Annotated in this window: 25 protein-coding genes and 2 pseudogenes; 4 read left to right on the forward strand and 23 right to left on the reverse strand. The window is 38.6% G+C overall.

Features of this window, described 5'->3' with window-relative positions:
- Window positions 1-493: 493 nt before the first annotated feature.
- From ACSU6B_RS14870 to ACSU6B_RS14880, 3 genes are all read right to left on the reverse strand, one after another.
- On the reverse strand, window positions 494-625 hold the full coding sequence (locus tag ACSU6B_RS14870) for a Gfo/Idh/MocA family oxidoreductase (protein ID WP_410886294.1): 132 nt from the start codon (window positions 623-625) through the stop codon (window positions 494-496).
- On the reverse strand, window positions 622-894 hold the full coding sequence (locus ACSU6B_RS14875; protein WP_439277180.1) for a hypothetical protein: 273 nt from the start codon (window positions 892-894) through the stop codon (window positions 622-624). Before ACSU6B_RS14875 ends, ACSU6B_RS14870 begins: the two co-directional genes overlap by 4 nt.
- A gap of 358 nt (window positions 895-1,252) precedes the next feature.
- On the reverse strand, window positions 1,253-1,885 hold the full coding sequence (locus ACSU6B_RS14880; protein WP_410886298.1) for an FMN-dependent NADH-azoreductase: 633 nt from the start codon (window positions 1,883-1,885) through the stop codon (window positions 1,253-1,255).
- A gap of 275 nt (window positions 1,886-2,160) precedes the next feature.
- On the opposite strand from ACSU6B_RS14880, the gene ACSU6B_RS14885 reads away from it, so the two are divergent.
- Together ACSU6B_RS14885 and ACSU6B_RS14890 are read left to right on the forward strand one after the other, a co-directional pair.
- Entirely contained in the window at window positions 2,161-4,347 is a 2,187-nt protein-coding gene (locus ACSU6B_RS14885) for a glycoside hydrolase family 3 protein (protein ID WP_410886300.1), read from the forward strand.
- 364 nt (window positions 4,348-4,711) lie between these two features.
- Complete coding sequence (locus tag ACSU6B_RS14890; protein WP_215004307.1) at window positions 4,712-5,206, forward strand: hypothetical protein; 495 nt, start codon at window positions 4,712-4,714, stop codon at window positions 5,204-5,206.
- A gap of 472 nt (window positions 5,207-5,678) precedes the next feature.
- Here the strand turns inward: ACSU6B_RS14890 and ACSU6B_RS14895 are convergent, their stop codons facing one another.
- The 13 genes and pseudogenes from ACSU6B_RS14895 to ACSU6B_RS14955 all read right to left on the reverse strand — a co-directional run bounded on the left by ACSU6B_RS14895 (window position 5,679) and on the right by ACSU6B_RS14955 (window position 16,144).
- Entirely contained in the window at window positions 5,679-6,692 is a 1,014-nt protein-coding gene (locus tag ACSU6B_RS14895; RefSeq protein WP_410886302.1) for a pirin family protein, read from the reverse strand.
- A 192-nt stretch (window positions 6,693-6,884) separates the two neighbouring features.
- The gene (locus tag ACSU6B_RS14900; RefSeq protein WP_410886304.1) at window positions 6,885-7,862 is read right to left on the reverse strand and encodes a ring-cleaving dioxygenase; all 978 of its coding nucleotides are present in this window, start codon (window positions 7,860-7,862) and stop codon (window positions 6,885-6,887) included.
- An 18-nt stretch (window positions 7,863-7,880) separates the two neighbouring features.
- Window positions 7,881-8,849 (reverse strand): ring-cleaving dioxygenase, encoded by a 969-nt coding sequence (locus tag ACSU6B_RS14905; RefSeq protein WP_410886306.1) that lies wholly within the window; start codon window positions 8,847-8,849, stop codon window positions 7,881-7,883.
- A gap of 96 nt (window positions 8,850-8,945) precedes the next feature.
- Complete coding sequence (locus tag ACSU6B_RS14910) at window positions 8,946-9,344, reverse strand: DoxX family protein (RefSeq protein ID WP_410886308.1); 399 nt, start codon at window positions 9,342-9,344, stop codon at window positions 8,946-8,948.
- A gap of 64 nt (window positions 9,345-9,408) precedes the next feature.
- Entirely contained in the window at window positions 9,409-9,531 is a 123-nt protein-coding gene (locus ACSU6B_RS14915) for a hypothetical protein (RefSeq protein WP_410886310.1), read from the reverse strand.
- Window positions 9,532-9,700: 169 nt separating this feature from the next.
- Window positions 9,701-9,961: pseudogene (locus ACSU6B_RS14920) on the reverse strand (glucose-6-phosphate isomerase); the annotation flags it as partial.
- A 197-nt stretch (window positions 9,962-10,158) separates the two neighbouring features.
- Complete coding sequence (fsa, locus tag ACSU6B_RS14925; protein WP_410886312.1) at window positions 10,159-10,818, reverse strand: fructose-6-phosphate aldolase; 660 nt, start codon at window positions 10,816-10,818, stop codon at window positions 10,159-10,161.
- A gap of 33 nt (window positions 10,819-10,851) precedes the next feature.
- Complete coding sequence (gene gnd / locus ACSU6B_RS14930) at window positions 10,852-11,745, reverse strand: phosphogluconate dehydrogenase (NAD(+)-dependent, decarboxylating) (RefSeq protein ID WP_410886314.1); 894 nt, start codon at window positions 11,743-11,745, stop codon at window positions 10,852-10,854.
- 55 nt (window positions 11,746-11,800) lie between these two features.
- A pseudogene (locus ACSU6B_RS14935) lies at window positions 11,801-12,256 on the reverse strand (transketolase-like TK C-terminal-containing protein); the annotation flags it as partial.
- A 180-nt stretch (window positions 12,257-12,436) separates the two neighbouring features.
- A complete protein-coding gene (gene rpiA / locus ACSU6B_RS14940) occupies window positions 12,437-13,105 on the reverse strand; it encodes a ribose-5-phosphate isomerase RpiA (protein ID WP_410886316.1) in 669 nt (222 codons plus the stop codon).
- 41 nt (window positions 13,106-13,146) lie between these two features.
- Complete coding sequence (locus ACSU6B_RS14945; RefSeq protein ID WP_410886318.1) at window positions 13,147-13,290, reverse strand: BA3454 family stress response protein; 144 nt, start codon at window positions 13,288-13,290, stop codon at window positions 13,147-13,149.
- 415 nt (window positions 13,291-13,705) lie between these two features.
- A complete protein-coding gene (locus ACSU6B_RS14950) occupies window positions 13,706-14,524 on the reverse strand; it encodes a DUF4405 domain-containing protein (RefSeq protein ID WP_410886320.1) in 819 nt (272 codons plus the stop codon).
- 186 nt (window positions 14,525-14,710) lie between these two features.
- Entirely contained in the window at window positions 14,711-16,144 is a 1,434-nt protein-coding gene (locus tag ACSU6B_RS14955) for an MDR family MFS transporter (RefSeq protein ID WP_215004333.1), read from the reverse strand.
- Between the two features lie 265 nt (window positions 16,145-16,409).
- Between ACSU6B_RS14955 and ACSU6B_RS14960 the strand changes: the two genes are divergently transcribed.
- The gene (locus ACSU6B_RS14960) at window positions 16,410-16,661 is read left to right on the forward strand and encodes a DUF2533 family protein (protein ID WP_410886322.1); all 252 of its coding nucleotides are present in this window, start codon (window positions 16,410-16,412) and stop codon (window positions 16,659-16,661) included.
- A 58-nt stretch (window positions 16,662-16,719) separates the two neighbouring features.
- Here ACSU6B_RS14960 and ACSU6B_RS14965 read toward each other — a convergent pair whose 3' ends face one another.
- From ACSU6B_RS14965 to ACSU6B_RS14975, 3 genes are all read right to left on the reverse strand, one after another.
- Complete coding sequence (locus tag ACSU6B_RS14965; RefSeq protein ID WP_410886324.1) at window positions 16,720-17,211, reverse strand: aminodeoxychorismate lyase; 492 nt, start codon at window positions 17,209-17,211, stop codon at window positions 16,720-16,722.
- Entirely contained in the window at window positions 17,201-17,584 is a 384-nt protein-coding gene (locus tag ACSU6B_RS14970) for a hypothetical protein (RefSeq protein ID WP_410886326.1), read from the reverse strand. The genes ACSU6B_RS14965 and ACSU6B_RS14970 overlap by 11 nt, the downstream gene beginning before the upstream one ends.
- A 201-nt stretch (window positions 17,585-17,785) precedes the next feature.
- Entirely contained in the window at window positions 17,786-18,589 is an 804-nt protein-coding gene (locus ACSU6B_RS14975; RefSeq protein ID WP_410886328.1) for an RDD family protein, read from the reverse strand.
- A gap of 115 nt (window positions 18,590-18,704) precedes the next feature.
- On the opposite strand from ACSU6B_RS14975, the gene ACSU6B_RS14980 reads away from it, so the two are divergent.
- On the forward strand, window positions 18,705-19,676 hold the full coding sequence (locus ACSU6B_RS14980) for a stage II sporulation protein M (RefSeq protein ID WP_410886330.1): 972 nt from the start codon (window positions 18,705-18,707) through the stop codon (window positions 19,674-19,676).
- On the opposite strand, the gene ACSU6B_RS14985 is transcribed toward ACSU6B_RS14980, so the two are convergent.
- The 4 genes from ACSU6B_RS14985 to ACSU6B_RS15000 are packed head-to-tail and all read right to left on the reverse strand — an operon-like array spanning window position 19,657 to window position 23,648.
- Window positions 19,657-21,015 (reverse strand): DUF58 domain-containing protein, encoded by a 1,359-nt coding sequence (locus ACSU6B_RS14985; protein ID WP_410886332.1) that lies wholly within the window; start codon window positions 21,013-21,015, stop codon window positions 19,657-19,659. The genes ACSU6B_RS14980 and ACSU6B_RS14985 overlap by 20 nt on opposite strands.
- The gene (locus tag ACSU6B_RS14990) at window positions 20,966-21,895 is read right to left on the reverse strand and encodes an AAA family ATPase (RefSeq protein WP_410886334.1); all 930 of its coding nucleotides are present in this window, start codon (window positions 21,893-21,895) and stop codon (window positions 20,966-20,968) included. Before ACSU6B_RS14990 ends, ACSU6B_RS14985 begins: the two co-directional genes overlap by 50 nt.
- Entirely contained in the window at window positions 21,892-23,013 is a 1,122-nt protein-coding gene (locus ACSU6B_RS14995; protein WP_410886336.1) for a DUF4350 domain-containing protein, read from the reverse strand. Before ACSU6B_RS14995 ends, ACSU6B_RS14990 begins: the two co-directional genes overlap by 4 nt.
- The gene (locus ACSU6B_RS15000) at window positions 23,010-23,648 is read right to left on the reverse strand and encodes a DUF4129 domain-containing protein (RefSeq protein WP_410886338.1); all 639 of its coding nucleotides are present in this window, start codon (window positions 23,646-23,648) and stop codon (window positions 23,010-23,012) included. Before ACSU6B_RS15000 ends, ACSU6B_RS14995 begins: the two co-directional genes overlap by 4 nt.
- Window positions 23,649-23,653: the final 5 nt, after the last annotated feature.

Raw genomic sequence — 23,653 nt, forward strand, 5'->3', positions numbered from 1 at the left:
TACAATTATGCACATTGCGATACACTTGTATCACAGTGTGATTACTTTTAGTATAAAAATGTTTAATTGCCATCTCAATATATTGGTTTTCAAAATTATTATTAACCCAAACATATTGGCCTACCTGTACTTCATATCTTAACCACTCTAAATAATCAACAAGTATACTTCAGAGGCAGAAACAAACAATTCTTAAGACAAAACACACTGTATTTCAAATAAGAAATCGCAGTGTGTTTTTTTGTTATCATATCAATTATAAAGCTGATGAAGGACAAAACCCCTTAGGAAATCAGGAGAAATGTCCTTCATATAGCCGATGAAGGACAAAACCCTTTAGAAAGTCAAGAGAAATGTCCTTCATATAGCTGATGAAGGACAAAACCCCTTAGAAAATCAAGAGAAATGTCCTTCATATAGCCGATGAACTTGTTACTATTTCACCGTATTTTAATACAATCACCATCGTTGTTTGAGTATGGTGCCCGGATTGTTAGAGACCTTCTATTTGTACAGGGTGTCCTGTCCGTGCAGATTCATAAATAGCTAAAATAATTTTTAATTGTTTTAATCCTTCTTCACCATTCACAAGCGGTTCTCTATCTTCCTGTATGGCATTTATCATATCGATAAATTGTAAACGATGGGAGGCACCATCAAGTGCTGCAGGGTCAACAGATGCATGATCATGATCCCCCCATTTTGATTTTCAATACCAGCTAAGTTAATGGCTTCCGTTTCATTATTTGGATTTCGTAGATAATGCTTCTTTAATTGATCATTCTCAATCACAGATGTACCATTTGTTCCGATAATCTCCAAGCGGGCTGACAGACCTAGATAAGCTGCTGTAGTTCCAACAATGGTTCCTATCCCCCCATTTTTAAATTTCACCGTGGCAACAGCCACATCCTTCTATAAATATATGTATATAAATATTACACGGATAAAACCATTACGAATCGGGATGAACTGTTAAAGGAGTTAGTAACGGTCCGTAAGATGGCTTTGCTTTTTCAAGATTAGAGCATATTGAAGGATATGTACTGCAGGGGCTGTTGTAGTAGAGATCGATTGGGAAATCGGGGTGCAATCTCCATTCCGCTCCCATCTACACGTCTTTATGGGAATGAGGAAAAGGTAGTTACTGCCTTCCTCAAAACATGTCAAAGTATTAATCGACACTTTGAGTGAAAATAAAAAGAAAGGCGCCTGGGATATCCAAGCGCCTTTCTTTTTGTTTACTTCACTATTATACTGCTACAGGTGATAACTTCTTTGCAGCTTCTTTTACTTTCTCTAATCCTACAGCAATAATCGTTTCAGCTTGAGCTGGCATTGCAGCATGACCTTCAATAATAACTTCGTCTACGATTTCCATACCGAATACGCCGCCAACCACGTTTTTAATATAAGTAGCAGACATTTCCATTGGTGCTGCTTCCGGTGTTGAGTAAACGCCGCCGCGTGCACTTAGAATAATCGCTTTTTTGTGTGTCATTAATTGTACAGCTTGACCATTTTCATCGTACTTGAAAGTGAAACCAGCTTGATATACATAATCAATGAACGTTTGTAATGGTGCTGGGATTGTTAAGTTCCATAATGGGAATGCAAATACAACTAAGTCAGCAGCCGTAAGAGCGTCCATTGCTTTTTGTTTTGCAGCAAGAAGACGTTTTTCTATGTCTGTCATTTCTTCGCCTGATTCAACTTTGCCGAAAGCGTTAAATAAATCTTGGCCAAAATAAGGCATATCTTCAGCGAAAACATCGAAAGTTGTGACATTCACACCTTCTAAGTTCTCCATAAAAGTTTCATACATTTTACTTGATACAGCCTCTGAAGCTGGACGATTGTTTGCTTTAACTACTAAAACATTCATATATATAATTCTCCTTTTTATCCTTGATTTTATTATTTTTAAATCATATATCTCGAATTAATAATATATTAATCTAGTATTATTGTCAATAAAACACTCATAACTTTAAATTTGAGTTGATTTCTCGTATTTTTTATAAAAGTATAAAAAAAACACAAATAAACCTGAAAAATTCCCCTATTCGCTAGAATATTAAGAATTGTACAATTACTATATGAAAGCGTTCTCTTATGCGTTTTTTTGCAGCACTTTAATTGAAAAGGGGGAAGAAAAAAATGGCTTCAATATCTTCAAAAATCAGAAAAAAATCTTCAAAACTAAGAAAAACAGTCTTGACAAGTGCTCTTTCTTTATCGCTGTTGGCTCCAGTCATGGTTCCACAGGTAAACGCAAATGGAAATGAAGACTTAGGGTATGTAGACCCAACTGCGACTAATCCTGGAAACTCAGGGGCAGACACAGTGACTTATCGTGTACAAGCTGACCCGGCTACTGGGCAACCGGAAATCGAAGCAGCAAAGAAAGGTGTCCTTAAAGTCGATGGCAAGCAGTTTAGAGATTTGGATGGGGACAAGGGCTTAGATACATACGAGGACTGGAGATTACCTGTTGATAAGCGGGTAGCCGATCTAGTATCAAAGATGACACTTGCCGAAAAAGCAGGATTAATGTTGATTAACACACACACTCCAATTACAAATCCAGCAGATGGCAGATATGTAAAAGCTGATGATTCGATGATTGTCGGCAAAAACATGCGCTACGTTATCTTCCGTCAAACACCAACTGTAGATGTGATAGCAAAATATACGAATCAACTGCAAGAACTTGGTGAGGCATCAAGATTAGGGATCCCGGTTGTTGTTACTTCGAACCCACGGAACCATGCCTCCACAGATTACACTAATATTGCTGCGAGTGAGGGACAACATTCTTTTTGGCCGGGACCATTAGGTTTTGCAGCAGCTGGTGACACGGAAGCTGTAAATGAATTCTCTGAAATCGCTGCGAAGGAATGGAGAGCTGCCGGAATTCGCAAAGTCTATGGGTATACGGCAGATATCGCTACAGACCCACTATGGGCAAGAATTGAAGATACATTCGGTGAGGATCCTAAAGTTGCTTCAGAGATGATATATAACGTTATCAAAGGATTCCAGGGTGAGAAACTTGGTAAAGACAGTGTTGCAATAACCGTAAAGCATTTCCCTGGTGGCGGAGCACGTGATAATGGTTTGGACCCTCATTTTGTGGAAGGTAAATTCAATCCATATCCGACTGAAGGAAGTCTGCTTAAGTATCACATTCCTCCTTTCGAGTCAGCTATCGCAGCGGATGTATCGTCTATTATGCCTTATTACGCCTATCCAAGCAATGATAGTGCAGATCAAGGATTACCATGGTACAGTGAAGATCAGCAATTTGAAGAAGTTGGCTTTGCATTAAACAAAGCAATCTTAACAGATTTCTTACGTGACAGACTTGGTTTCAAAGGATATGTTAACTCCGATACGGGTGCTGTTGGAAATAATGCTTGGGGTGCCGAAGCTTTAACAGCTGTAGAAAAAGTGGCGAAAGCAATAAATGCAGGGACAGATATTATTTCTGGATCATCTGATCCGACTCTTATAACCAAAGCCGTTGAACAAGGCATTCTTACTGAGGATGAAGTTAACAAATCCGTTACTCTATTGCTAACAGAAATGATGAATTTAGGCCTATTTGAAGACCCATATGTAGATCCACAAAATGCTATTGATGTGGTAGATAATCCAGAAGTACAGCAACTAGCAGAAAAAGCACATCGTAAGTCAATTGTTCTTTTACGTAATGATAAAAATCTATTGCCTTTAAAAGATGCAAAGCTTAAAGACGTAAAACTTTACGTCGAGATGTTCCCTGGTGGAACCGATGGAGCAAGCACTAAGGGATTAATCGAGACGATTAAAAAGCACGATCCTTCTATTACAATTACGAATAATCTTGAAGAGGCTACACATGCTTATGTTTATGTTAAACCAGTTCAGTCAAACTGGGATAATAATCCAAGAATCACTGTAGGCCCTGAAACAGGAATCAATAATGTCGATAGAATTATCGATATTCAAAAAACGGTTCCGACTATCACTGCTGTAAATATGACCAATCCATGGGTACTTGATGAAATTGAACCAAATGCAGCAGCATTAATCGGTACTTTTGGTACAAAAGCTGAGGCTATTGTTGATGTTATTCGCGGTGAATTTAATCCTATTGGAAAACTTCCATTCGCGCTTCCTGCTAGTATGACAGCAGTTGACAACGAAGTCGGAGATGTTCCTAGTTTTGCACCAGAAGAAGATCCTGCATATGCTTATGTGAATAAATCTGGTAACGCATATAGGTATGGGTTTGGTCTTTCCTACAATCAAGGTAAAGCGATAGGAAAACCTGCTCATGCCGAAAAATCCTCAAAAGAATAAAAAAGGGAAAATTATATTACAATTAATTGCAAAAGCTAAATAGTTTGACCCATATAAAAAAGTCTGATGGAATGATTATCCCATCAGACTTTTTATATTCATTCAACTTAATAGATTCATCATTGAGTCGGATTTTGCTTCAATGGTGAAAAATCACAATTACTCTCCATGCAGAAATTCCTCCAAATATTTTTTGGCTAATAGTAATAGTTTGTTGTTTAATAATTATAGATGGACATTTACTGAAAATTTTCATGCAACTTTGATTGATTTATTCGCCTAAATTTACTATAATATATTTAAGTTACTTAAAGTATACATGTTACTTTTTATATACATTAATATTAGAAGCGAGGTAAGGAAAATGAATATGTTAGAATCAAAAGTAATTCAAACTAGATTTGAAAAAGAAATCTTTATAGAAGAAAAATCAAACATTGAAATTAACGAGTTTCGTACTCTTGATAAGAACACTCCTTTTTATGAATTTATGGTAGGACTTGATTTAATTCGAATTAGGGATAATGAGTATTATGGAAATAAAAAAAGTTACGTTAATATAAAAATTTCAGAAGATTTACAATCTCTTTTTGTAATAGAGGCTGATGTTCAAAGCCTTTTTGCCATCAAAAACAAACAAGAAAAAGAAGCAGTAATAGAATTAATTCATTATTTATTGGTTGATTCACAAACTTTTAAACAAGTTCTCTCAGAAATGATAGGTACCCTAAAGAGAGAGAATGTTGTTAATGTATTTGAAGTCAAGGAAGCAAACGCTAAACTGGCTGTGCTAGAAAGATTATTAAACGTTAGTAATGAGGATATAAAATTCATGATTAGAATGGAAAATATAGCTTAGTTTTATAATAAAAAGGAGAAAAGCCCCGTTTAACTGGCTTTTCTCCTTTTTTAATTGAAATAGTTCTTACTGTATAAAAAGGACCAACACTACTGGATTCATTATTTATCTCTTCCTTTCTTAATTTACTTACCAGTAACCCCTATTCCATCTTGAAGTATCATAGCTTCGCTTGTTATTCGATACTACGTTCCAACCAGGCTCAAACATGTTTCTACGAGTAGGGGGCGGACAGTTTAGTTGACGGGATCAATGCCCCTCGCACCTGTAAGTCCTACCCTAGCTACTGATATAATAGAGTCTATTAAAAAAAGGTCAACCAGTATAATAAACTGGTTAACCTTATAATACGAAAGTACCCTTTAGTTTAAGTACAATATTTTACAATCTTTGGCTTCTATTCTAACTTATCTCTCATTAAAAAGGCAAAATAGCCTATTTTCCTACTAACCTTATATTTAATGAATAGTGGTTACCTATTTTCAACTCTTCCATCCGCATGGCGTGCGAATCTTCCTGACTCACGCTTATTTACAGGATCTGGACGGTCCCACGGCCAGCCTCCAAATTGTGTATTTTGATATTCCCTGAATGCATCGCGAATTTCCTGCTCAGTATTCATCACAAACGGTCCATGGGATACGACAGGTTCTTGTATCGGCTCACCCTCTAGGAGCAGCATATAACTCTCAGATGATCCATTTGTAATCGTGATTTCCTGATCACCAGCAAGCTTTACACGATGGTAAGTTTCAATCGCTGTTTCGTCTATATTTAGTTTATCTCCCTGATAATAGTATATATTTCTCGTCATTGTCGCTGAAACTGACGGCAGGGTGAAGACTGCTTCCGGCTCCATATGAATAAGGTAGATCCCTACATGATGATTTTTATCGTTTGCCCAAGAAGCAGAGTTTGATTCTAAACTAGACTTGCCCATCACACTCCCGGCAATCAGTCTTACGGTCGTAGTCTGTCCACTAGCAGCCGCCGATTGTACTTCCGGTATATCCTCAGCCCATAACATTTTATATTCAGGATCAGCGAATTTATCTTTTGCAGGTAGATTCAGCCATATCTGAAAAAATTCAAGTGGATTGCCTTTGTCCTGATGGACGAGAGGAAACATTTCAGTATGCTGGCAGCCCTTTCCTGCTGTCATCCATTGAACATCCCCATTTCCAAATCGTCCTACGGACCCATATGAATCAAAATGATCAACAAAACCTTCAAGAACGACTGTTACCGTTTCAAAACCTCTGTGGGGATGTACAGGAAATCCCGGAACCGTTGTGCCATGATACATTCTAAAACCATCACGCAACGTAAAATCCTCTCCAAGATTTCTGCCTTCCAATGAAACGTTTGGACCCTGCTGGTCATTCCCTGATGGATACGCATCTTTATGATGTACTGTCATAAGGAACGGGTCTTCTGTCTCCCATGGAAATCCTAATTTTTGTATTTTCATGATTTTGCTATTCACTTCTATTTCTCTCCTTTAAAAGTCACCCTGTTGTGGATAATCTGAAGTAACGTGATAATCAAACAACAGCCTATTTAGTCGGGCCTAATTAAAAAAATATAAGAAAACATCGTCTTTCTTCATGTCGAAGTTACTTAGCATATTTTTTCCACTTTTCTTGGTAAATAGCTGTTTGGTTTATTAATTTTCCTTTTATTCTTTTATGAATTCCTTTGTACTTCTCACTGTATCAATTGGGCGAACTAATTTTTCTATTTCTGCTCGTTTAGATTCTAAGAATGGAGGTAAAGATAATTTTTCCCCAAGCGTTTCGTAAGGTTCATCTCCCATAAAACCAGGACCATCTGTAGCGAACTCAAATAAAATTTGCGGTGCCACTCTTGCGTATAATGACTCAAAAAAGTGACGATTTACATAACCGGATGTATGGAATCCAAAGCTACTCATCCGTTCAATCCATTCTTCTAAAACAGCGCGATCCTCTACACGGAATGCCGCATGATGAACCGTCCCAAAACCTTGATGGGCTTCAGGAAGAATGGCATTATATTCTACAATGACCGAGGCACCATTCCCGCCTTCCCCCACTTCAAATAAATGGAATGACCCTTCTTTATCTGTCTCTTTAAATAATAGGATTTTTTCCATCATTTCTTTAAAGTAATCAAATTTCGCAGTACGGATAAAAACAGGTCCTAAACCAGTAATGGCATATTCCAGTGGAACGGGACCTTTTTCCCATGGTGTTCCAGATTCCACCCCTTTATTGAATTCATCTGAAATCAATTGATATTGCTGATCATCAAAATCAATGAAAGAGAGGGTTTTCTTGCCAAATTGCTCGTTGATTCCAGTATGTTTCACATCTAAACGATCAAAACGTTTTACCCAATAGTCTAATGCTTCATCACTCGGTACACGGAACGATGTCTTTGAAATCTCGTTTGTACCATGAACGCCTTTAGGAATGCCGGGGAAATCAAAGAAAGTCATGTCTGTGCCTGCGCTGCCTTTATCATCTGCAAAGAATAAATGATAGGTTTGAATATCATCTTGATTTACCGTTTTCTTAACTAAACGCATCCCTAAAACATATGTGAAAAATTCATAGTTCTTTTCTGCACTGCTTGTAATAGCTGTTACATGGTGTATTCCTTTTAGATGGTTCATTATATATTCCTCCAAGATTTAATTTAAGATTAATGGTCGTAATTTTTCTTCGATCTCTTTTCGATTTGGTTCCAAAAATGATGGAAGTGATAGTTTTTCCCCCATTGTTTCCATTGGTTCATCTGTCGCAAATCCTGGTGTATCCGTTGATAATTCAAATAATATACCATTGGGTTCCCTGAAATATAATGCCTTGAAGTAATACCGTTCCACTTTCCCTGAATTAGGTAACCTGTATTCTTTCAAACGCTTGGCCCATTGATCATATTCTTCCTCATTTGGAACACGGAAGGCAACATGGTGAACACCTCCACGACCTAAGCGGACTCTTGGCAATTCGGGTCTTGTTTCAATATGAACCTCCGCACCTCCGCCGCCTTTGCCAGTTGCATAAACCGATATATCAGGATAATCCCCTTCAAGTGACGGATAGGAACCGACAAAGCGAAAACCCATAACTTCTGTTAAAACACCGATAGTTGGTTCTGCAATTGCGACTGTGAGAGTTACAGGTCCTAAACCAATAATGGCATGTTCCAGTAAAATGTCATCCCTTTTCCAAGGAATTCCAGCTCTCACACCTTTTTCACCGTTATCGGCTACCAGTATTATGCGAGTCCCCTCGAAATCTCTGAAAGCCAATGTATCACGACTTGCTCTTTTTTGAATATCATCATGTTCAATCCCAAATTGTTTAAAACGTTCTTTCCAAAATAACAATGAATCTGAACTTCTAACCCTTAGTGATACAGTAGAAATATCTGAAGTTCCCCTATATGTTTGCCCAAGATGAGGAATGTCAAAGAACGTCACTTCCGTTCCTGGAGTTCCTTCCGCGTCAGCATAGAAAAGATGATAGGATTCTGTATTATCTTGGTTAACAGTTTTCTTTACCAATCTCATTCCTAAAATTTTTGTATAAAATTCATAATTTTTTTCCGCTTTCCCTGTTAAAATTGATACATGATGTAGTCCTAAGAGTTCCATCTACTAATCACTCCTGTCACAATATTAATTTAATTCTTTTGTTCGAAAGGAAAGATCGCCTGTAATAGTAAAAAGTGTCATAAAAGACCAGATATTTTAGAATAAAAATGAATCTAAAGCATATTGACCGGGACCAATCAGAGCTATACCAATAGCAACTGAAAGCAAAGTTAAGTTGTATTCATAACCATTAGCTGTTGCCCATAATCCATTTGGAGCATGCACTTTTACGATAGCCATTAACATAGTTCCTGCAATTATTATTCCTGCAAGTGGTGTTAATAGTCCTAAAGCAAACAAAAGTCCCCCAATAAGTTCTGCTAACCCTGCGAAAATAGCCATGGTCACTCCTGGTTTCATGCCAATGGATTCAAACCAGCCACCGGTTCCTTTCAATCCATAGCCACCAAACCAGCCAAACAATTTTTGAGCACCGTGACCCACAAATAGTAAACCAATTACCAAACGAATGATTAATAAACCAATGTTTATCATCTTAAAATCCTCCTAAATGTTATTTATCTCGAATTCGAGATAATTTATTAAAAAAAATAAAAGTCTAAAATGATAATTCCATAATACCAAGCTTGTTCATTGCCCTTTCTTCCTTTATTCGATCATGAATTGCTTTAGATGTTTGCATTAATATTAGAAAGGGCAGATTATTGCATTTCCTCTCCATTATTTTCACCTCCCTAAAAAAGTCTCGAATTATATTATCTCGTATTAAATTATCTTGAATATGAGATAATAATAATACTTGTAAACTTTTTTGTCAATAACCTTTTATTTTATTTTTGTAATCGATAATAGAACCCGTTATTCTAATACAATAGTGCTTCCATTTACTACTATTTTGATATGCGATTTTGTAATTCTTCTTTTTCTGCTTCATATCCTGGTTTTCCTAGGAGTGCAAACATGTTCTTCTTATATGCCTCTACACCTGACTGGTCAAAGGGATTTACTCCCATTAGCAAGCCGCTGATTCCACATGCTTTCTCAAAGAAATACACCATTTCACCGAAGGTATATTCATTTAATTGATCCAACTCCACGGATAAGTTTGGAACTCCTCCATCCACATGAGCTAGAACCGTACCCTGTGCAGCATACTGATAACTTTTGTTTTCTGCCAAGTTCGGATTATTATACTTATCCGATGCTGCATGAAAGATAATGCATTAGAATAATCAAAAGTTATAGCCATTATTGTTCTCCTCTTTCTTTCATTAAATTAATGTGTAAGGGCGTTATTTCCTTACCCAGCCAGGATAAGAGAAAACGCCCTTTTAGTTTTCAGCAATTTTTAGACAGTTTTCCAGTCAGCAGCAAATTTTTCAATTCCTTGGTCTGTTAAAGGATGTTTAGATAATTGCTCAATGACCTTAAATGGAATGGTAGCTATATGAGCTCCAGCCAACGCTACGCGGGTTACATGATCAGGATGACGAACAGATGCTGCAATTATTTGTGAATCTAGATTTTGAACACGGAACATCTGGGCAATTTTCGCTACCAGTTCTACACCATCTTCATTAATGTCATCTAAACGTCCTAAGAATGGTGAAACATAAGTAGCTCCTGCACGTGCCGCCAACAATGCCTGGTTCACACTAAAAATTAAGGTAACATTGGTTTTAACACCTTTTTTAGTTAAATACCGACAAGTCTCTAGTCCATCAAGTGTCATTGGAACTTTGATGGTAATATTCTTATCTCCGCCGTTAATTTTAATAAGCTCATCTGCTTCTGCAATCATTTGGTCAGCAGTTAAAGCATTAGGTGTTACTTCGGCAGAAACTGACTCCACTTCTGAAACAGCATTTAAGATTTCTGCGATACGATCTTCGAATTTCACGCCTTCTTTAGCCACTAAGGATGGGTTGGTCGTGACACCAGATAACACCCCAATTTTATAGGCCTTTTTGATTTCATTTAGGTTTGCCGTATCGATAAAAAATTTCATAATGTATTCCTCCAATTTTTATTAAATAATATTTTAATTTTTTTCGACAGTATGTCCGCCAAATTCATTTCTTAGTGCTGCTACAACTTTTCCTGTAAAGGTATCATCTTCTAGAGAGCGATAACGCATTAATAATGACATGGCAATGACTGGTGTTGCTGTTTTGAGGTCTAAGGCTGCCTCTACAGTCCATTTTCCTTTACCTGAAGAATGCATAATTCCTTTAATTTCTTCCAAATTTGGATATTTTGAAAATGCATTTTCTGTTAATTCCATCAGCCATGAACGAATAACGGATCCATTATTCCAAACACGTGCGACCTTTTCGTAATCAAAATCAAATTCGCTTTTCTCAAGCACTTCAAAACCTTCGCCAATGGCTGCCATCATGGCATACTCGATTCCATTATGAACCATTTTTAAGAAGTGCCCGCTTCCAGCCTTGCCAGCATATAAGAAGCCATTTTCCACTGCTGTATCCTTAAAAAGGGGTTCAACCACTTCCCAGGCTTCTGGATCACCGCCAATCATATAACAAGCTCCATTTCGAGCACCTTCCATACCGCCTGAAGTACCCGCATCCATAAATCTCACGCCTATTTCCTTTAATTCGTTGTAGCGTTGAATCGATTCTTTATAGTGAGAATTACCTGCTTCAACGACAATATCACCTTTTTCCAAATAGGGTAAGATCTCACCAATAACTGAATCAACCACTGCATGAGGGACCATAATCCAGACAATTCTTGGATGTTCCAAGGACTGAATGAGTTCTTTATAACTGGATACACCAGTTGCTCCAAATTCCTTCATACTTTCTACTGCACTTGGATTAACATCAAATGCAACCACTTCATGCTGGTGATCCAATAAATTTTGCCCTAAGTTTAATCCCATTTTTCCTAAACCAATAAGTCCTACCTTCATTATGTTCTCCTCCAATGTTGTATAATAATTTTAATCTGTTTCTTTACTGATCTACCTAAGAATGTTGTAAGACACTTTTCGCCATACGTACAACATTTTCAGCCGTATATCCGAACTGCTTCATGACTGCTTCTCCATCACCTGAGGCACCAAATGTCTCTATGGAAAGGGTTTTCCCTTCATAGCCCACAAACCTCTCCCAACCAAGCGAAATGCCCATTTCTATGGCTACTCGTTTTGAATTTGAAGATGGCAGTACCTCTTCTTTATATTCCTTTGATTGCTGACTAAACAATTCCCAGCTTGGCATAGCCACAACACGCACCGATATATTTTCTTTTTCGAGTTCGGTTTTTGCGTTAACTGCCAACGATACTTCAGAACCAGTAGCAATTTAAATGACGTCTGGTGTTGAATTTGTTTCTTCTAGTACATATGCTCCCCTAGAAAGATTCTCCACATTAGCTTTTGTCTCCTTAAAGACCGGTAAGTTTTGGCGGCTTAAGATCAAAGAATTGGCTGTACCCATTCCCATGACAATTCAACTTCTTTCCAATGAGCAAAGAAGGTAGAATCCCCGTTAACAGCACTCAACCCCAATGGTTTCACTCGCAGTTATTTGGACATTTGCAATATGGTCTTTGATTCCATTATTAATCCCCCAAGTTCGTATTCTGATTTCTCCCATTTTCTAGCTTCGGACTTTCGTTGCAAGCTTTTTATCTTTAATAGTAATAACAATATCTGCCATTCCTACAAATAATCCGTTATCAACTACACCTGGTATGAGGTTCAGGTTTTTCTCTAACTCTCTTGGATGGGTAATTTCTTGAAAACTGCTGTCTATAATAAAATTACCGTTATCTGTTAGATAAGGGGTCCCATCCTTTTGTCTCAGCTTCGGACTGCCTCCAAGTTCCCTGATATGTTTTACTGTCATTTCGAATCCAAATGGGACCACTTCTATTGGTAATGGAAAAGTTCCTAATGTATCTACATTTTTATCAGAGTCGGCAACGACAATGAAAGTTTCAGCTGCTGTAGCGATGATTTTCTCTCTTAAAAGAGCACCGCCGCCGCCTTTAATGAGATTTAACTCAGGATCTACCTGATCTGCTCCATCAATTGCGACATCAATTTGCTCAATCTCATCTAACGAAACAAGTGGAATACCAAGTTCTAACGCTAATTGTTTCGTATGTTCCGAAGTCGGAACTCCTTTAATGGAAAGTCCCTGCTGGACTAACTGACCGAGCTTAGTGATGGTATAAAATACAGTAGAACCTGTACCGAGTCCAACCACCATGCCGTCTTTCACATATTCTACAGCTTTTTCTCCTACTTCTTTCTTTTCATTCAAGGCTTTATCTCCCTTCAACTAAAGTTGGGATTTCTCCACTATTAATTTGTCCATTGTTTTACAACTTGTTCCCATGCCATCTGCAAGATTTGTGTTTCAGGAGTGTCCTTTCTTGCAATGATATTCGTTTGGTAATTCCTTCCCTTAAAATTAAGTTTTACAGTTACTTCGATTATAGTCTTCACTTCCTAATCATTTTATTATTTGTGAATTATTAAGGTTATCTTTATTAATCTAGGTAACTTTATGTAACCAAAATATATCTTAATGTCGAATGTCGTCAAGTAAAGTATCTCAAATTAAAGATACTTTTTAATACCACTCTGCCAATTCCTTATTAAATAGGCAATGTTAAACTGCCTGTTGATTCCGCTCCAATTAAAATAGCAAATCTCGATAATATTCTTTAACACAGCAGAGTAAATCGGAGTGTATTAGAGATGGTTAAAGGCTGGAAGGAAAGGTTTAAAAAACTACAACCTAAATAAAACGACTCCGGTACAATACCGCAGTCGTCTACTGGCTTTTAATACAGTCCTTTTTCAGACATTTTCTCTCTATCTTTTATGAATGTTTTTAGGCGTTCCAGTCAGACGCAAATTATACTTGTGGTTTAAAATCTCTTGATCTCCGCTTATTCCTTAAGATTCTCTTTTCCAGATAATAAGTAGGAATTATGATTGCTGCCCAAATCACAAAATAATTAAGAACAACGAGAAACGGGTTGCTGCTCTCTCCATGTCCATCCTTACCATGAAATTTCCCTTCACGAAAATCTCCGCCAGGCGATCCTTGAGGTGTTTTCGTTGTATCACCTATGTTCGTATTAGTTGACTGCCCACTTTGTTGCATTTGTTCCTGCTTAAATTCACCAGAATTTGAAGAAGCTGTTGAGATAAACCATTGAATTCCACCGGCCAAAATGGCCATTGATAGTATCACTGATACAAGAACACCCTTCCTAAATTTTCCTTCTTTCGACTTAAACGCCTTTTTGCAAATACCCAATACCCATTGCCAATGTACCCCAATGTGAAGACCAACGAAAGCAAGTGTTGCATCAGCAGAGAAACCGTGGATACCTCGAATCGAGTGACCCTCTTGAACTGCGAAACTTGGAAGAACTACTCTCGAAATTAATATACCAGTTATAATGACAGTAGCCATTGAAATTAATAGCAGTATATTGATCAGATAACTAAATCGAGTTTTTTTAGGGAGTTTGGGGTCCAATATCTTTTTGGTTGTATTTACGACCCAGCGATAGTTCAATCCAATGTGTATAAGAATAGCTACTCCTATTATCAGACCAGCGATTTCATGAAACGGTAAACCGTTTAATACTCTTGGATTCATTAGCAGCACAAACGTAATAGCCATCATCAAATCCAGTATAATTTTTGTATAATTCTTTTTCATATAATAAATACCTCCAAATTCAACATTAACCTTAACTGGTTCCCATTTTATTTGGATAACCTTAAGAAAACCTTAAGTTCTTAAGGTAGAAAACAAAGAAACAACAACGGACCTTTCTAGTAAAACTGTAATTAGTGAAAGTCCCCGTTAACTGAAAAGGGAGCCCCTAGGCTCCCTTTTCGAACATTAATGGATCGAATTCATCGACGCATGTTTGACGACAACGCGGCGGATGAAGAACGCCATAGCAAGACCGATTAGCGTAACGGTCAACGTGAACAAGAACACGTTCTGTGAGCCGAACGTCATCGCGTTAGCCATCTCAGACTGTTTCGTTGGCGTTGGGGAGTTGTGCAAATACTTATCCATACCGCTTGTAAGGATGATAATGGCAATCGCTGTTCCAATTGCTCCTGCGACCTGCTGAAGCGTGTTCATGACTGCCGTACCATGTGGGTAAAGCTCCGGTGGCAGCTCGTTCAGCCCGTTAGTCTGCGCCGGCATCCAAACCATTGAGATACCGACCATTAATCCGATATGCAACGAGACGATAAAAGCAATCGAAGATGCAGACGATATGTCGGAAAGAAACCATATCGATATCGCGACGACGATGAGACCTGGAATAACCAGCCACTTTGGCCCATATTTATCGAACAAACTCCCCATGCGCGGCGATAGGATACCGTTCAACGCGCTGCCCGGCAACAGCATAAGTCCAGCGGCAAACGGTGACAGGCTCATACCATTCTGAAGAAACATTGGCAGAATAATCATGCTAGACAAGATAATCATCATCGATGACAGTACCAAAAGCAGCCCCACGTTGTACATCGGGTACTTGAAGACGCGCAAGTCCATCATAGGTTCGCGCATAACTGTCTGCCGCCGCGTGAACAACACGAGTGCGACTAGCCCGATGATAATTGAAGTGACCACGACCGGGCTGGTCCAACCTTCGGTGCCTTCTCCTGCCTTGCTGAAGCCGAAGACGACGCCACCGAAGCCGAGCGTTGATAATGCAACTGATAATAGATCAATGCGAGGTTTCGTCACCTCTGTGACGTTTTCCAAATACTTCAACCCTACCAAAAGCCCTATCACCAAAAATGGCAGTGATACCCAAAATATATAATGCCATGATAAGTATTCAATTAGGAGACCAGCTACAGTCGGGCCGGTCGCCGGTGCGAACATGATGACAAGTCCGACAAACCCCATCGCTGCCCCACGTTTCTCAGGTGGATACACGACGAGGATCGTATTGAACATGAGCGGAATCAACAGGCCCATTCCGACCGCCTGTAAAACACGAGCGACCATAAGGATTTCGAAATTGAATGCGAGCGCCGCAATTAAAGTGCCAACAATCAAGCTCGTAAGAGAACCAATAAACAATTGCCTTGTCGTAAACCATTGTAGCAGTAACCCAGTCATCGGCATCAGAATGCCGAGTGTAAGTAAGAACCCTGTTGTCAACCACTGTGCGGTTGCAGCTGAAATTTGGAACACATCCATTAAATTACTAATCGCTATGTTGAGCGCCGTCTCGCTGAACATGCCAACGAAACCGCAGATAAGCAGCGACGCCATAATAGCTCGCGTATTGTATTGTTTCATTATCGACTCCACTTCCCTCTACTAAAAATGTACACCTAATTCTTTATAAAGATTATTTTCGATTTTAACATATCCTTAATAAAACTGATTTATCTCCCTCCGTCTTCGGGTTTGTTCACTCCCACGTATCGATGCTGACTTTCGATGTGAGTCTAATATTTTACCATACTTCTCTCCTGGAGCTTCAACATAAAATCTTATTGAACAGATAAAAATTATCAATTATGGTATGATTGTATAAGTTAATTATTTAAGGAGTGAAATCATGAGTGTACATAAAGATTTAATTAAACACGCGGCAAATCAACATGAAACCTATCAAAAATTCTTAGCGCTCGATCAACAACGCGAACAATATATCGAAGAAGCGATTGAGTTATGTAAGCAAGGTAAACCTTTTTCAACCGATAAAATCAATGCAGTCACCAATAGTATTAATAAAATCAACCTGCGCTTTATTCCAACGAGGCAAACCGTTACGGGTGAAATGGTCCAGGAATTCGTGAAAAAAAACTAATAATAAATAAAGAACGGACAGAATCGTTAGATCCTGTCCGTCTTTGTTTTATAGATGGTTACTTTTTAAAAATAGTGGAGATGACTTGATCATAGGTCATTTCTGTATCAACTGTGAATGTACCCGGACGCAAATTTTTCTCGACACCTTTTCTCTCTACATCTCTTGAGAATTTAAAATCATCAGGTACGATTTTTGCTTTTTCAAGCATTCTACCGACATCGATGCTGGTCATCCCTTGTGTCACTGAAATAACTGCTCGATAGACGATCTTTTTAGAATTATTATTGGCTGAAGCAGCTGAAGCCGCTTTTTTAGTTGCTTCTATTGTCTTATCATAGTCTGCCTTCGGTTGAACAATATACCCAGCTGTTAAAAGCTTATCTTTCATCTCTGCTTCAGTTGGTTGAACGACTGTTTTCTGCTCGCTTTTGGTCGGTTTGGGAGCTGCTTTTGTGACTTCAGGATCTTCAGTGAAGTAAACAGCACCACAAATGGTCGAAGCTAGAAGAATTCCGGCCGCAAAGCTGCTCACTACATTAAATTTCATTTGCTAATTTGCTCCTTTCATCCTTTGCTGCTAGATAAGGTGCAAGGAATTGGTTAATTTCACTCTCTGAAACTTGTTTTTTCTGAGCAATGGTTTCAATCGAATATTTGCGTTTATATAAATCTAGTACTTCACGCTTAAATATCATTTCTTCTGGAGTCAGTTGAACGCCTGCTTCCTTTGTGACCACTTCTATATCAAGTTCCAAATTGCGAATTTGCTCGTGCACGTTATTGATATCCTTCATTACAGCCACATGAACCATATCAATTTCCTTATGTTTTTGTTTTTCTAAGTTGCGATTCGATATAATTGAAACGATTAGCAACACAGCTGATATCGCAATCAACAGAATTATAGTCCATTCCATCATATTAGTTTCCTCCTTTTTTACATAGCAATCCACAATTCCCTATTATACATCCTAAATATAAATATTTCGATTAAAAGCGACTAAATAAGACACAAGTCGGATGGATTTGACAAATTGAACCTCCTTTTCTATAAAATTACTACACGAAAAAAGCAATGCAGGTACGAATGCATTACTTTTTCCGTGGTTTTATATTCATTCTCACAGTTCAAACTCCCATTCATCCTTTAGAATTAAATAAAGGACAAGAAGGGTGTTTTCGAGATCAGAAGCTTTTCCCCCTGCCGGATCCAGTCCGATTTTCGGAAATAACAGTAAGGCGATTTGTTCCGTTAGTTGTTTTCTTTCAACTAATGGGATTTGCTGAAAACGGCTGGCATATGTACTGACGAGCTTCCAATCCTTTATTCCCAATGATTTCAGCGTCCATTCATCAATAGTGAGATCTTCCTTGGTAAGCCCTCTGTTGTTGATTTCTTCTTCGAGAGGTGATTGTTTCTTATTCCGTTTTACCTTGCGCTCATGAACGACAATCGTCCCAGCGACAAGATCGCCGAGCCGTTTATGTTTAGAATGGAAAAAGATCATAATAATACCTAGAAAATAAGCTGTCGGCAAGGAATCAATGATTCGGATCAGATTCCGGATAAAGCTGGAAAGCAACGTGATGCTATGACCGTTTTCCTGAATGACCCGGATTCCCATTAACTTCTTCCCAAGCGTTCTCCCCCCCGAGAAAAACTCAAACGCAAAAAAGTAGCCCCAATTAACGAGAAGCAACATGATAATCATTATTGCAATAGGCAGTGAATTCCCGATCAAAACAAATTCCATTTTTGACATCCCGTCCAGTATGAAAAAAAGGACAATCAAGGACAAAATGTTAAAAGCCATTAATAATAACTGGTCAATGATAAAGGCTGCAGACCTGCTGCCTAAACCAGCGATTTGAAACTGAATCGACACGAATTCGGGTGTTTTTATATCTACATGATCTTCATTCATAAGCTTCCCCCTGTCACATGGTTGATTATTTCTATTTCTATTTTTCTACAATATTACTATAATAAGGAGAATAAAGACAAAATTAATACATAGCCCCATTAAAGTAGGTGTCAGGATGAATGTAAAACAATTTGTAAAAATACATCGTGAAGAATGGAAACAGCTCGAACAGTTAATCACAACGATAAGCAAGCACAGAAATAATATAACAGGTGACCGAATCACTCAATACCATCGTCTCTATCAAAAGGCGGCCCAACATCTTTCCTACAGTCAAACTTATTTTCCTAATGATGAAGTCACCCAATATTTGAACGGACTTGTAGCTAAATCACATAATCTATTGTATAAAGACCAGGTATCAAGCTTCAAACAAATCCGTCATTTTTTTAGTGAAAAATTTATTGGGCTCTTATTAGAGCAATGGAAATTTGTCATGTTTGCAATGATCTTATTTATGATTGGTGCTTTGGGGAGCTTTCTTTCAGTCATGAATGACCCTCTGCATATCTATTCCATACTCCCAGCGGAAATCGCTAAAGGTGTGGACCCGGAACAACTTGGGAAGGGCCATGATGCGGTGGACTCATCCCTCATGTCGGCAAGCATTATGACAAATAATATCAAGGTCGCGATCTTTGCTTTTGCCGGTGGTATTACATTTGGGCTTGTGACCGTTTATTTGATGGTCTACAATGGCATCATCATTGGTGCGCTCGCTGCCCTATTTTGGCATCACAGTAAATCGTATGACTTTTGGGCATTTATTGTTCCCCATGGGATGATTGAGCTTACAGCCATATTTATTGCCGGAGGAGCTGGTCTTTTAATGGGCTATAAGCTGTTTGTCCCAGGGCATTATTCAAGGAGTTTTCAATTAAAACAGCAAGCGATGCGCTCCGTTCAACTTCTGCTTGGAACGATTCCTTTGTTTGTTATTGCTGGCATCATTGAAGGGTTTATCACACCAGCAGATATTTCATTAGAAGCAAAGTATAGTGTTGCTTTCTTAACGGTAATCGGGTTGCTCCTTTATATTGTGATTGGAAAGCTAAAACTTACAAAGGTTATAAAAGATTCTGATTGATAATGTCAATATAATGCGAAACAGCTGTAATCGCCAACTTTTCCTCACGGGCCTCAATCATTTGGAGGCCTTGTTTTTCCCATTTGATTTTTTCTCTTTTCTTAACAAGAATTTGCTGCTGTGCAATACTTTTTCGCATCGCTGCTTGGACCGTATTCGGCTCCTCTTTGACTCTTCTTAAAAGTGTCTGATCCTCAATTCCAATCATTAAAAATAAATGCCGTTGTCTTAGACGTCTTAATAGAATAAGATCACTTTCCTCATGAAGAAAGGTGCGGACATCACTAAATAATAGGAGCAGACTTCGTTTCTTTTGAACCATTTCTAAATATTGCAGGATGGCTGCATAATTAGACTCAGCTGCATCCACTTTTAATGAATAGATTGCTTGAAGGATGGTCTGTAGATGGGCTATCCCTTTGGCAGGGGGCACAAAGACTTTTATGTCCTTTGAAAAGGCAAGTACCGACACATAATCTCCCTTTTGGAGTGCTGCCGCTGTAACGGTTAATGCAGCTTCTAATGCTTTTTCTAAGCGATTTTCCTTCGATAATTCTGCCCCCATCATTCTTCCGCAATCCATTAAGATCGTAATATACTTTCCATGCTCCGGTTCATATTCATTCGTCATCACTTCACGAAGCTTCGCTGTTTGGCGCCAGTTGATTTTACGGGGATCATCCCCGACGACATAATTTCTAATCTTGGAAAATTCGCCAACTCCACTTCGCTGTCTCCGAATCTTTAACCCTTCGTAAACCAAATACTTCTGTGCATTTTCTAAATACTGTTTGGTCTCGGTTAAATCAGGAATGACTTTCACAGAATCCGCTAATTCCACGGTCACTTGCTTTTCCCACAAACCCAGCAAACTCGCATATCGAAAATAAAGCTTCTTGATTTCGTATTTCCCCCGCATCAACGCACTCGTACTATACGAAATCTCGACCGTTGATTCCTTAGATATTGATCCAATGATAGGAAACGGCCTTTCAAAGGTCTGCGGCAAACCATCGACCATGCAGTATGAAAACGGATAAGGAGAGTCATTCTGAACCTCAATCTTTACTGTATATGAAATTCCTCTTTCAAACTCTTCCGCCATCAATCGTTGAAAGAAGAGTTGCTTCTTTTTTGGCGAAAAAAACAAGTCTACTAGACTGATGAAAAGCACAATGATATTAGTAGTAATAACAAAACCCCAAGAAATTTCCCAAATCGTACCGAGACCTAAACCTAAAGATAGGATTAGGAAAACAAGCAGTAATCGTTTAGTTGGTAAAATCCCTCTATCTTGGAACAGGAACCGAGCCCACCAGCTCTTCAATGATTTGGTCAACGGTTGCTCCCTCCAATTCTACATGCGGGGATAACTGAATGCGATGGCGCAGGGCCGGTTTGGCGACTAATTTGATATCGTCTGGCGTCACATAATCCCGTCCTGAAAGGTAGGCCCATGCTTGTGCTGCTTTTCCTATCGATATTCCGGCTCGGGTACTGGCACCAAATCGGATGGCATCTGCATCACGCGTTTTTCTGACAACTTTCATCATGTAATCTAATACATTCTCACTAACAGTAACTTTTTCGATTTCTTTTCTAATCCTTAAAAAATCTTCCATTTCTAAGATGGGTGAAACAACCTTTTCGTCAAAGCTGTTTTCAATTACTTGTTTTAAGACATTTTTCTCGTCCTCATAGCTTGGAAATTCAATTCTCAGTTTAAAAAGGAATCGATCCTGCTGTGCTTCTGGGAGCGGGTAGGTACCTTCAAATTCAATTGGATTTTGAGTGGCGACCACAAAAAACACCTCGGGTAACGGATACGTTTCACCTTGAATCGTCACCTGTTTTTCTTCCATTGCTTCTAAAAGGGCAGCCTGGGTCTTTGCAGGTGTCCGATTTATTTCATCAGCTAAAAGGATATTTGTAAAAATTGGTCCCTTTAACGTTTGAAAAGTGTTTTCCTTCATATTGTAAATCGTGCTTCCGGTAATATCACTTGGCAATAAGTCAGGTGTAAACTGGATCCGGTTAAAGGTACCTCCTAAAAGATTCGCTAGAGTACGTACCATTTGAGTTTTTCCGGTGCCAGGCACTCCTTCTAGAAGGACATGCCCCCCTGCTAAAATAGCGGATAAAAGGAGTCTTAAATTTAGACTCTGACCTAAAATCCTCTCCTCATATTTTTCCAAAAAGGATGTTAATTCTGTTTTCATTCTTCAACCTCTCTCCTTAATAGCTCAAGCTTTTTCGACCATAATAAGTATTCCTGTTTTGTGATTTTTTCTTTTTCGAGTATGTTTACTAACCCTAAAAGAAAAGGTCTAATCTCATTTGCAGGCACTTTAGTCCATTTTCTTTCAAAATAACTCGATAAATCCTTCCATTCCCGATTATATGGAATTTGCCATCGTTCCTGGAGAAGCAGTTTGACATAGTCTGCTTGGATGATTATTGAATCACGATAGCGTTTGCCGCGGAGAAACCAGGCAGCAACTGCTTGGATTCCCTCATCACTAAAACGAACCGACTCTTCCCTTGGGACGAAAATAGGTCCGAAACGCTTTCCCTTTGACCATAAACAGAGAATCATCAATAGTCCCCCTTGCAAAACAAGGAGTAAAAACCACATCGGGTACACATTCAAAAAAGTAGACGCATTTTCTCCACCATGAATGTATTCATCAAACAGAATCGTGTCCGTGGACCCTTCATTGATCAGATAGAGAAGAAGTCGTAAATGGTCTTTTTTTAATAGATCCCCATTTGTCATCCACCCAGGGGTTATCGCCACAATTAAATGACCATTTCCATATGATTGTTTAACTGCAATGGGACCAGCCTCATCATTTAGTAATACTTCCTCGTCCTTCTTGGTCTGCAATCGGATGACTGAATCGATTTGAGCACGATAAGAAGTATGACCTTGAGTGTAAACCTTCATTGTTTCTTGTGTGTCAACTGATACTGTTTTTACGTCAAACATCCCTTGTGGATCGTTTTGTAATAACAAGATGGTGTTTCCAGCCTTCATAAAATTGATATAAGCGTTCATTTCTTCCTTTTCGGGAATAAAAGCTGGTTCAGCCATAACTAGTAATTGGTGGTCAGCAGTTGCTTTTAGTAAATCTGGTGAATGACTCCAGATTTCCCCTGCATTATCTTTTTTTACATATGTATAAAATGCCTTCACACCAGTCGGCGAAGGTGAATCAGTAACATATGCTGGGAAAACTTGCGGTTTAGGCGAATAACTAAAATAGCTGAAGACTAGAAATAAACTGAGCAGGATCACCAGCCCGATCCATGTGCGTATTTTGGAAAGAGATTTCATAAAATATTCTCCTCCCCTGTATCGCCAAGTACTTTTCTTGCTTCATAATGAAACTGGGAGTATTCTTCTTTCTGTACGTTGCGTTCCCCATAGGTCACTTCCTCAAAGAAGTGTGCAAGCTTAAAAAAGAGTTCTGCCTTTTCTGAATCTACTTTCCTTAGTTCATCGCAATATTCCCAATTCGTTTTCCAAATTCTAGCCTCCAGCAATCCCTTTTCATGAAAGTAAAGAAGCAGTGCTAAAAACAAATGGCGGGTGGAAAGTGTATATGCTCCTAACGCCTCTTGTTTTTCTACCTCTTCCAGATGTTTTTGATACGTCCAATTCATTTCCTTCATCGATTGAAGCGGCTTTTGTTTGCGAAGGAGCCGAGTTCGGCGAGTACGACGGATGAGAAAAAAAGTAGATAAAGCTAACAGGATGATGATAACCACAATGATTGAAATAAGAATCGGACCGGAAGCTCCGCTTGCTAAATCGATGGCAGGAAACAATTTTTCTAGCTGTGCTGCGATCCATTCTTTGACATGATCCCACCATGTTGCAATGAAACCCTTTGATTCGTAATAAACTGTATATTCTTTTGTTTTTAATATTTCTTCAAGGTCATCGCGTGCCTTGTTTGCATCTAACATAATCA

It is taken from the genome of Neobacillus sp. C211, assembly GCF_051842875.1.
Lineage (GTDB): Bacteria > Bacillota > Bacilli > Bacillales > Cytobacillaceae > Neobacillus.

Bases quoted from the DNA above. Each gene is read 5' to 3' on its own strand.
- ACSU6B_RS14870 (WP_410886294.1), bottom strand. From the start codon at position 625: ATGATAAATGCCATACAGGAAGATAGAGAACCGCTTGTGAATGGTGAA.
- ACSU6B_RS14880 (WP_410886298.1), bottom strand. From the start codon at position 1,885: ATGAATGTTTTAGTAGTTAAAGCAAACAATCGTCCAGCTTCAGAGGCT.
- ACSU6B_RS14885 (WP_410886300.1), top strand. From the start codon at position 2,161: ATGGCTTCAATATCTTCAAAAATCAGAAAAAAATCTTCAAAACTAAGA.
- ACSU6B_RS14890 (WP_215004307.1), top strand. From the start codon at position 4,712: ATGAATATGTTAGAATCAAAAGTAATTCAAACTAGATTTGAAAAAGAA.
- ACSU6B_RS14900 (WP_410886304.1), bottom strand. From the start codon at position 7,862: ATGAACCATCTAAAAGGAATACACCATGTAACAGCTATTACAAGCAGT.
- ACSU6B_RS14905 (WP_410886306.1), bottom strand. From the start codon at position 8,849: ATGGAACTCTTAGGACTACATCATGTATCAATTTTAACAGGGAAAGCG.
- ACSU6B_RS14910 (WP_410886308.1), bottom strand. From the start codon at position 9,344: ATGATAAACATTGGTTTATTAATCATTCGTTTGGTAATTGGTTTACTA.
- ACSU6B_RS14915 (WP_410886310.1), bottom strand. From the start codon at position 9,531: ATGGAGAGGAAATGCAATAATCTGCCCTTTCTAATATTAATGCAAACA.
- fsa (WP_410886312.1), bottom strand. From the start codon at position 10,818: ATGAAATTTTTTATCGATACGGCAAACCTAAATGAAATCAAAAAGGCC.
- gnd (WP_410886314.1), bottom strand. From the start codon at position 11,745: ATGAAGGTAGGACTTATTGGTTTAGGAAAAATGGGATTAAACTTAGGG.
- ACSU6B_RS14950 (WP_410886320.1), bottom strand. From the start codon at position 14,524: ATGAAAAAGAATTATACAAAAATTATACTGGATTTGATGATGGCTATT.
- ACSU6B_RS14955 (WP_215004333.1), bottom strand. From the start codon at position 16,144: ATGAAACAATACAATACGCGAGCTATTATGGCGTCGCTGCTTATCTGC.
- ACSU6B_RS14960 (WP_410886322.1), top strand. From the start codon at position 16,410: ATGAGTGTACATAAAGATTTAATTAAACACGCGGCAAATCAACATGAA.
- ACSU6B_RS14965 (WP_410886324.1), bottom strand. From the start codon at position 17,211: ATGAAATTTAATGTAGTGAGCAGCTTTGCGGCCGGAATTCTTCTAGCT.
- ACSU6B_RS14970 (WP_410886326.1), bottom strand. From the start codon at position 17,584: ATGATGGAATGGACTATAATTCTGTTGATTGCGATATCAGCTGTGTTG.
- ACSU6B_RS14975 (WP_410886328.1), bottom strand. From the start codon at position 18,589: ATGAATGAAGATCATGTAGATATAAAAACACCCGAATTCGTGTCGATT.
- ACSU6B_RS14980 (WP_410886330.1), top strand. From the start codon at position 18,705: ATGAATGTAAAACAATTTGTAAAAATACATCGTGAAGAATGGAAACAG.
- ACSU6B_RS14990 (WP_410886334.1), bottom strand. From the start codon at position 21,895: ATGAAAACAGAATTAACATCCTTTTTGGAAAAATATGAGGAGAGGATT.
- ACSU6B_RS14995 (WP_410886336.1), bottom strand. From the start codon at position 23,013: ATGAAATCTCTTTCCAAAATACGCACATGGATCGGGCTGGTGATCCTG.
- ACSU6B_RS15000 (WP_410886338.1), bottom strand. From the start codon at position 23,648: ATGTTAGATGCAAACAAGGCACGCGATGACCTTGAAGAAATATTAAAA.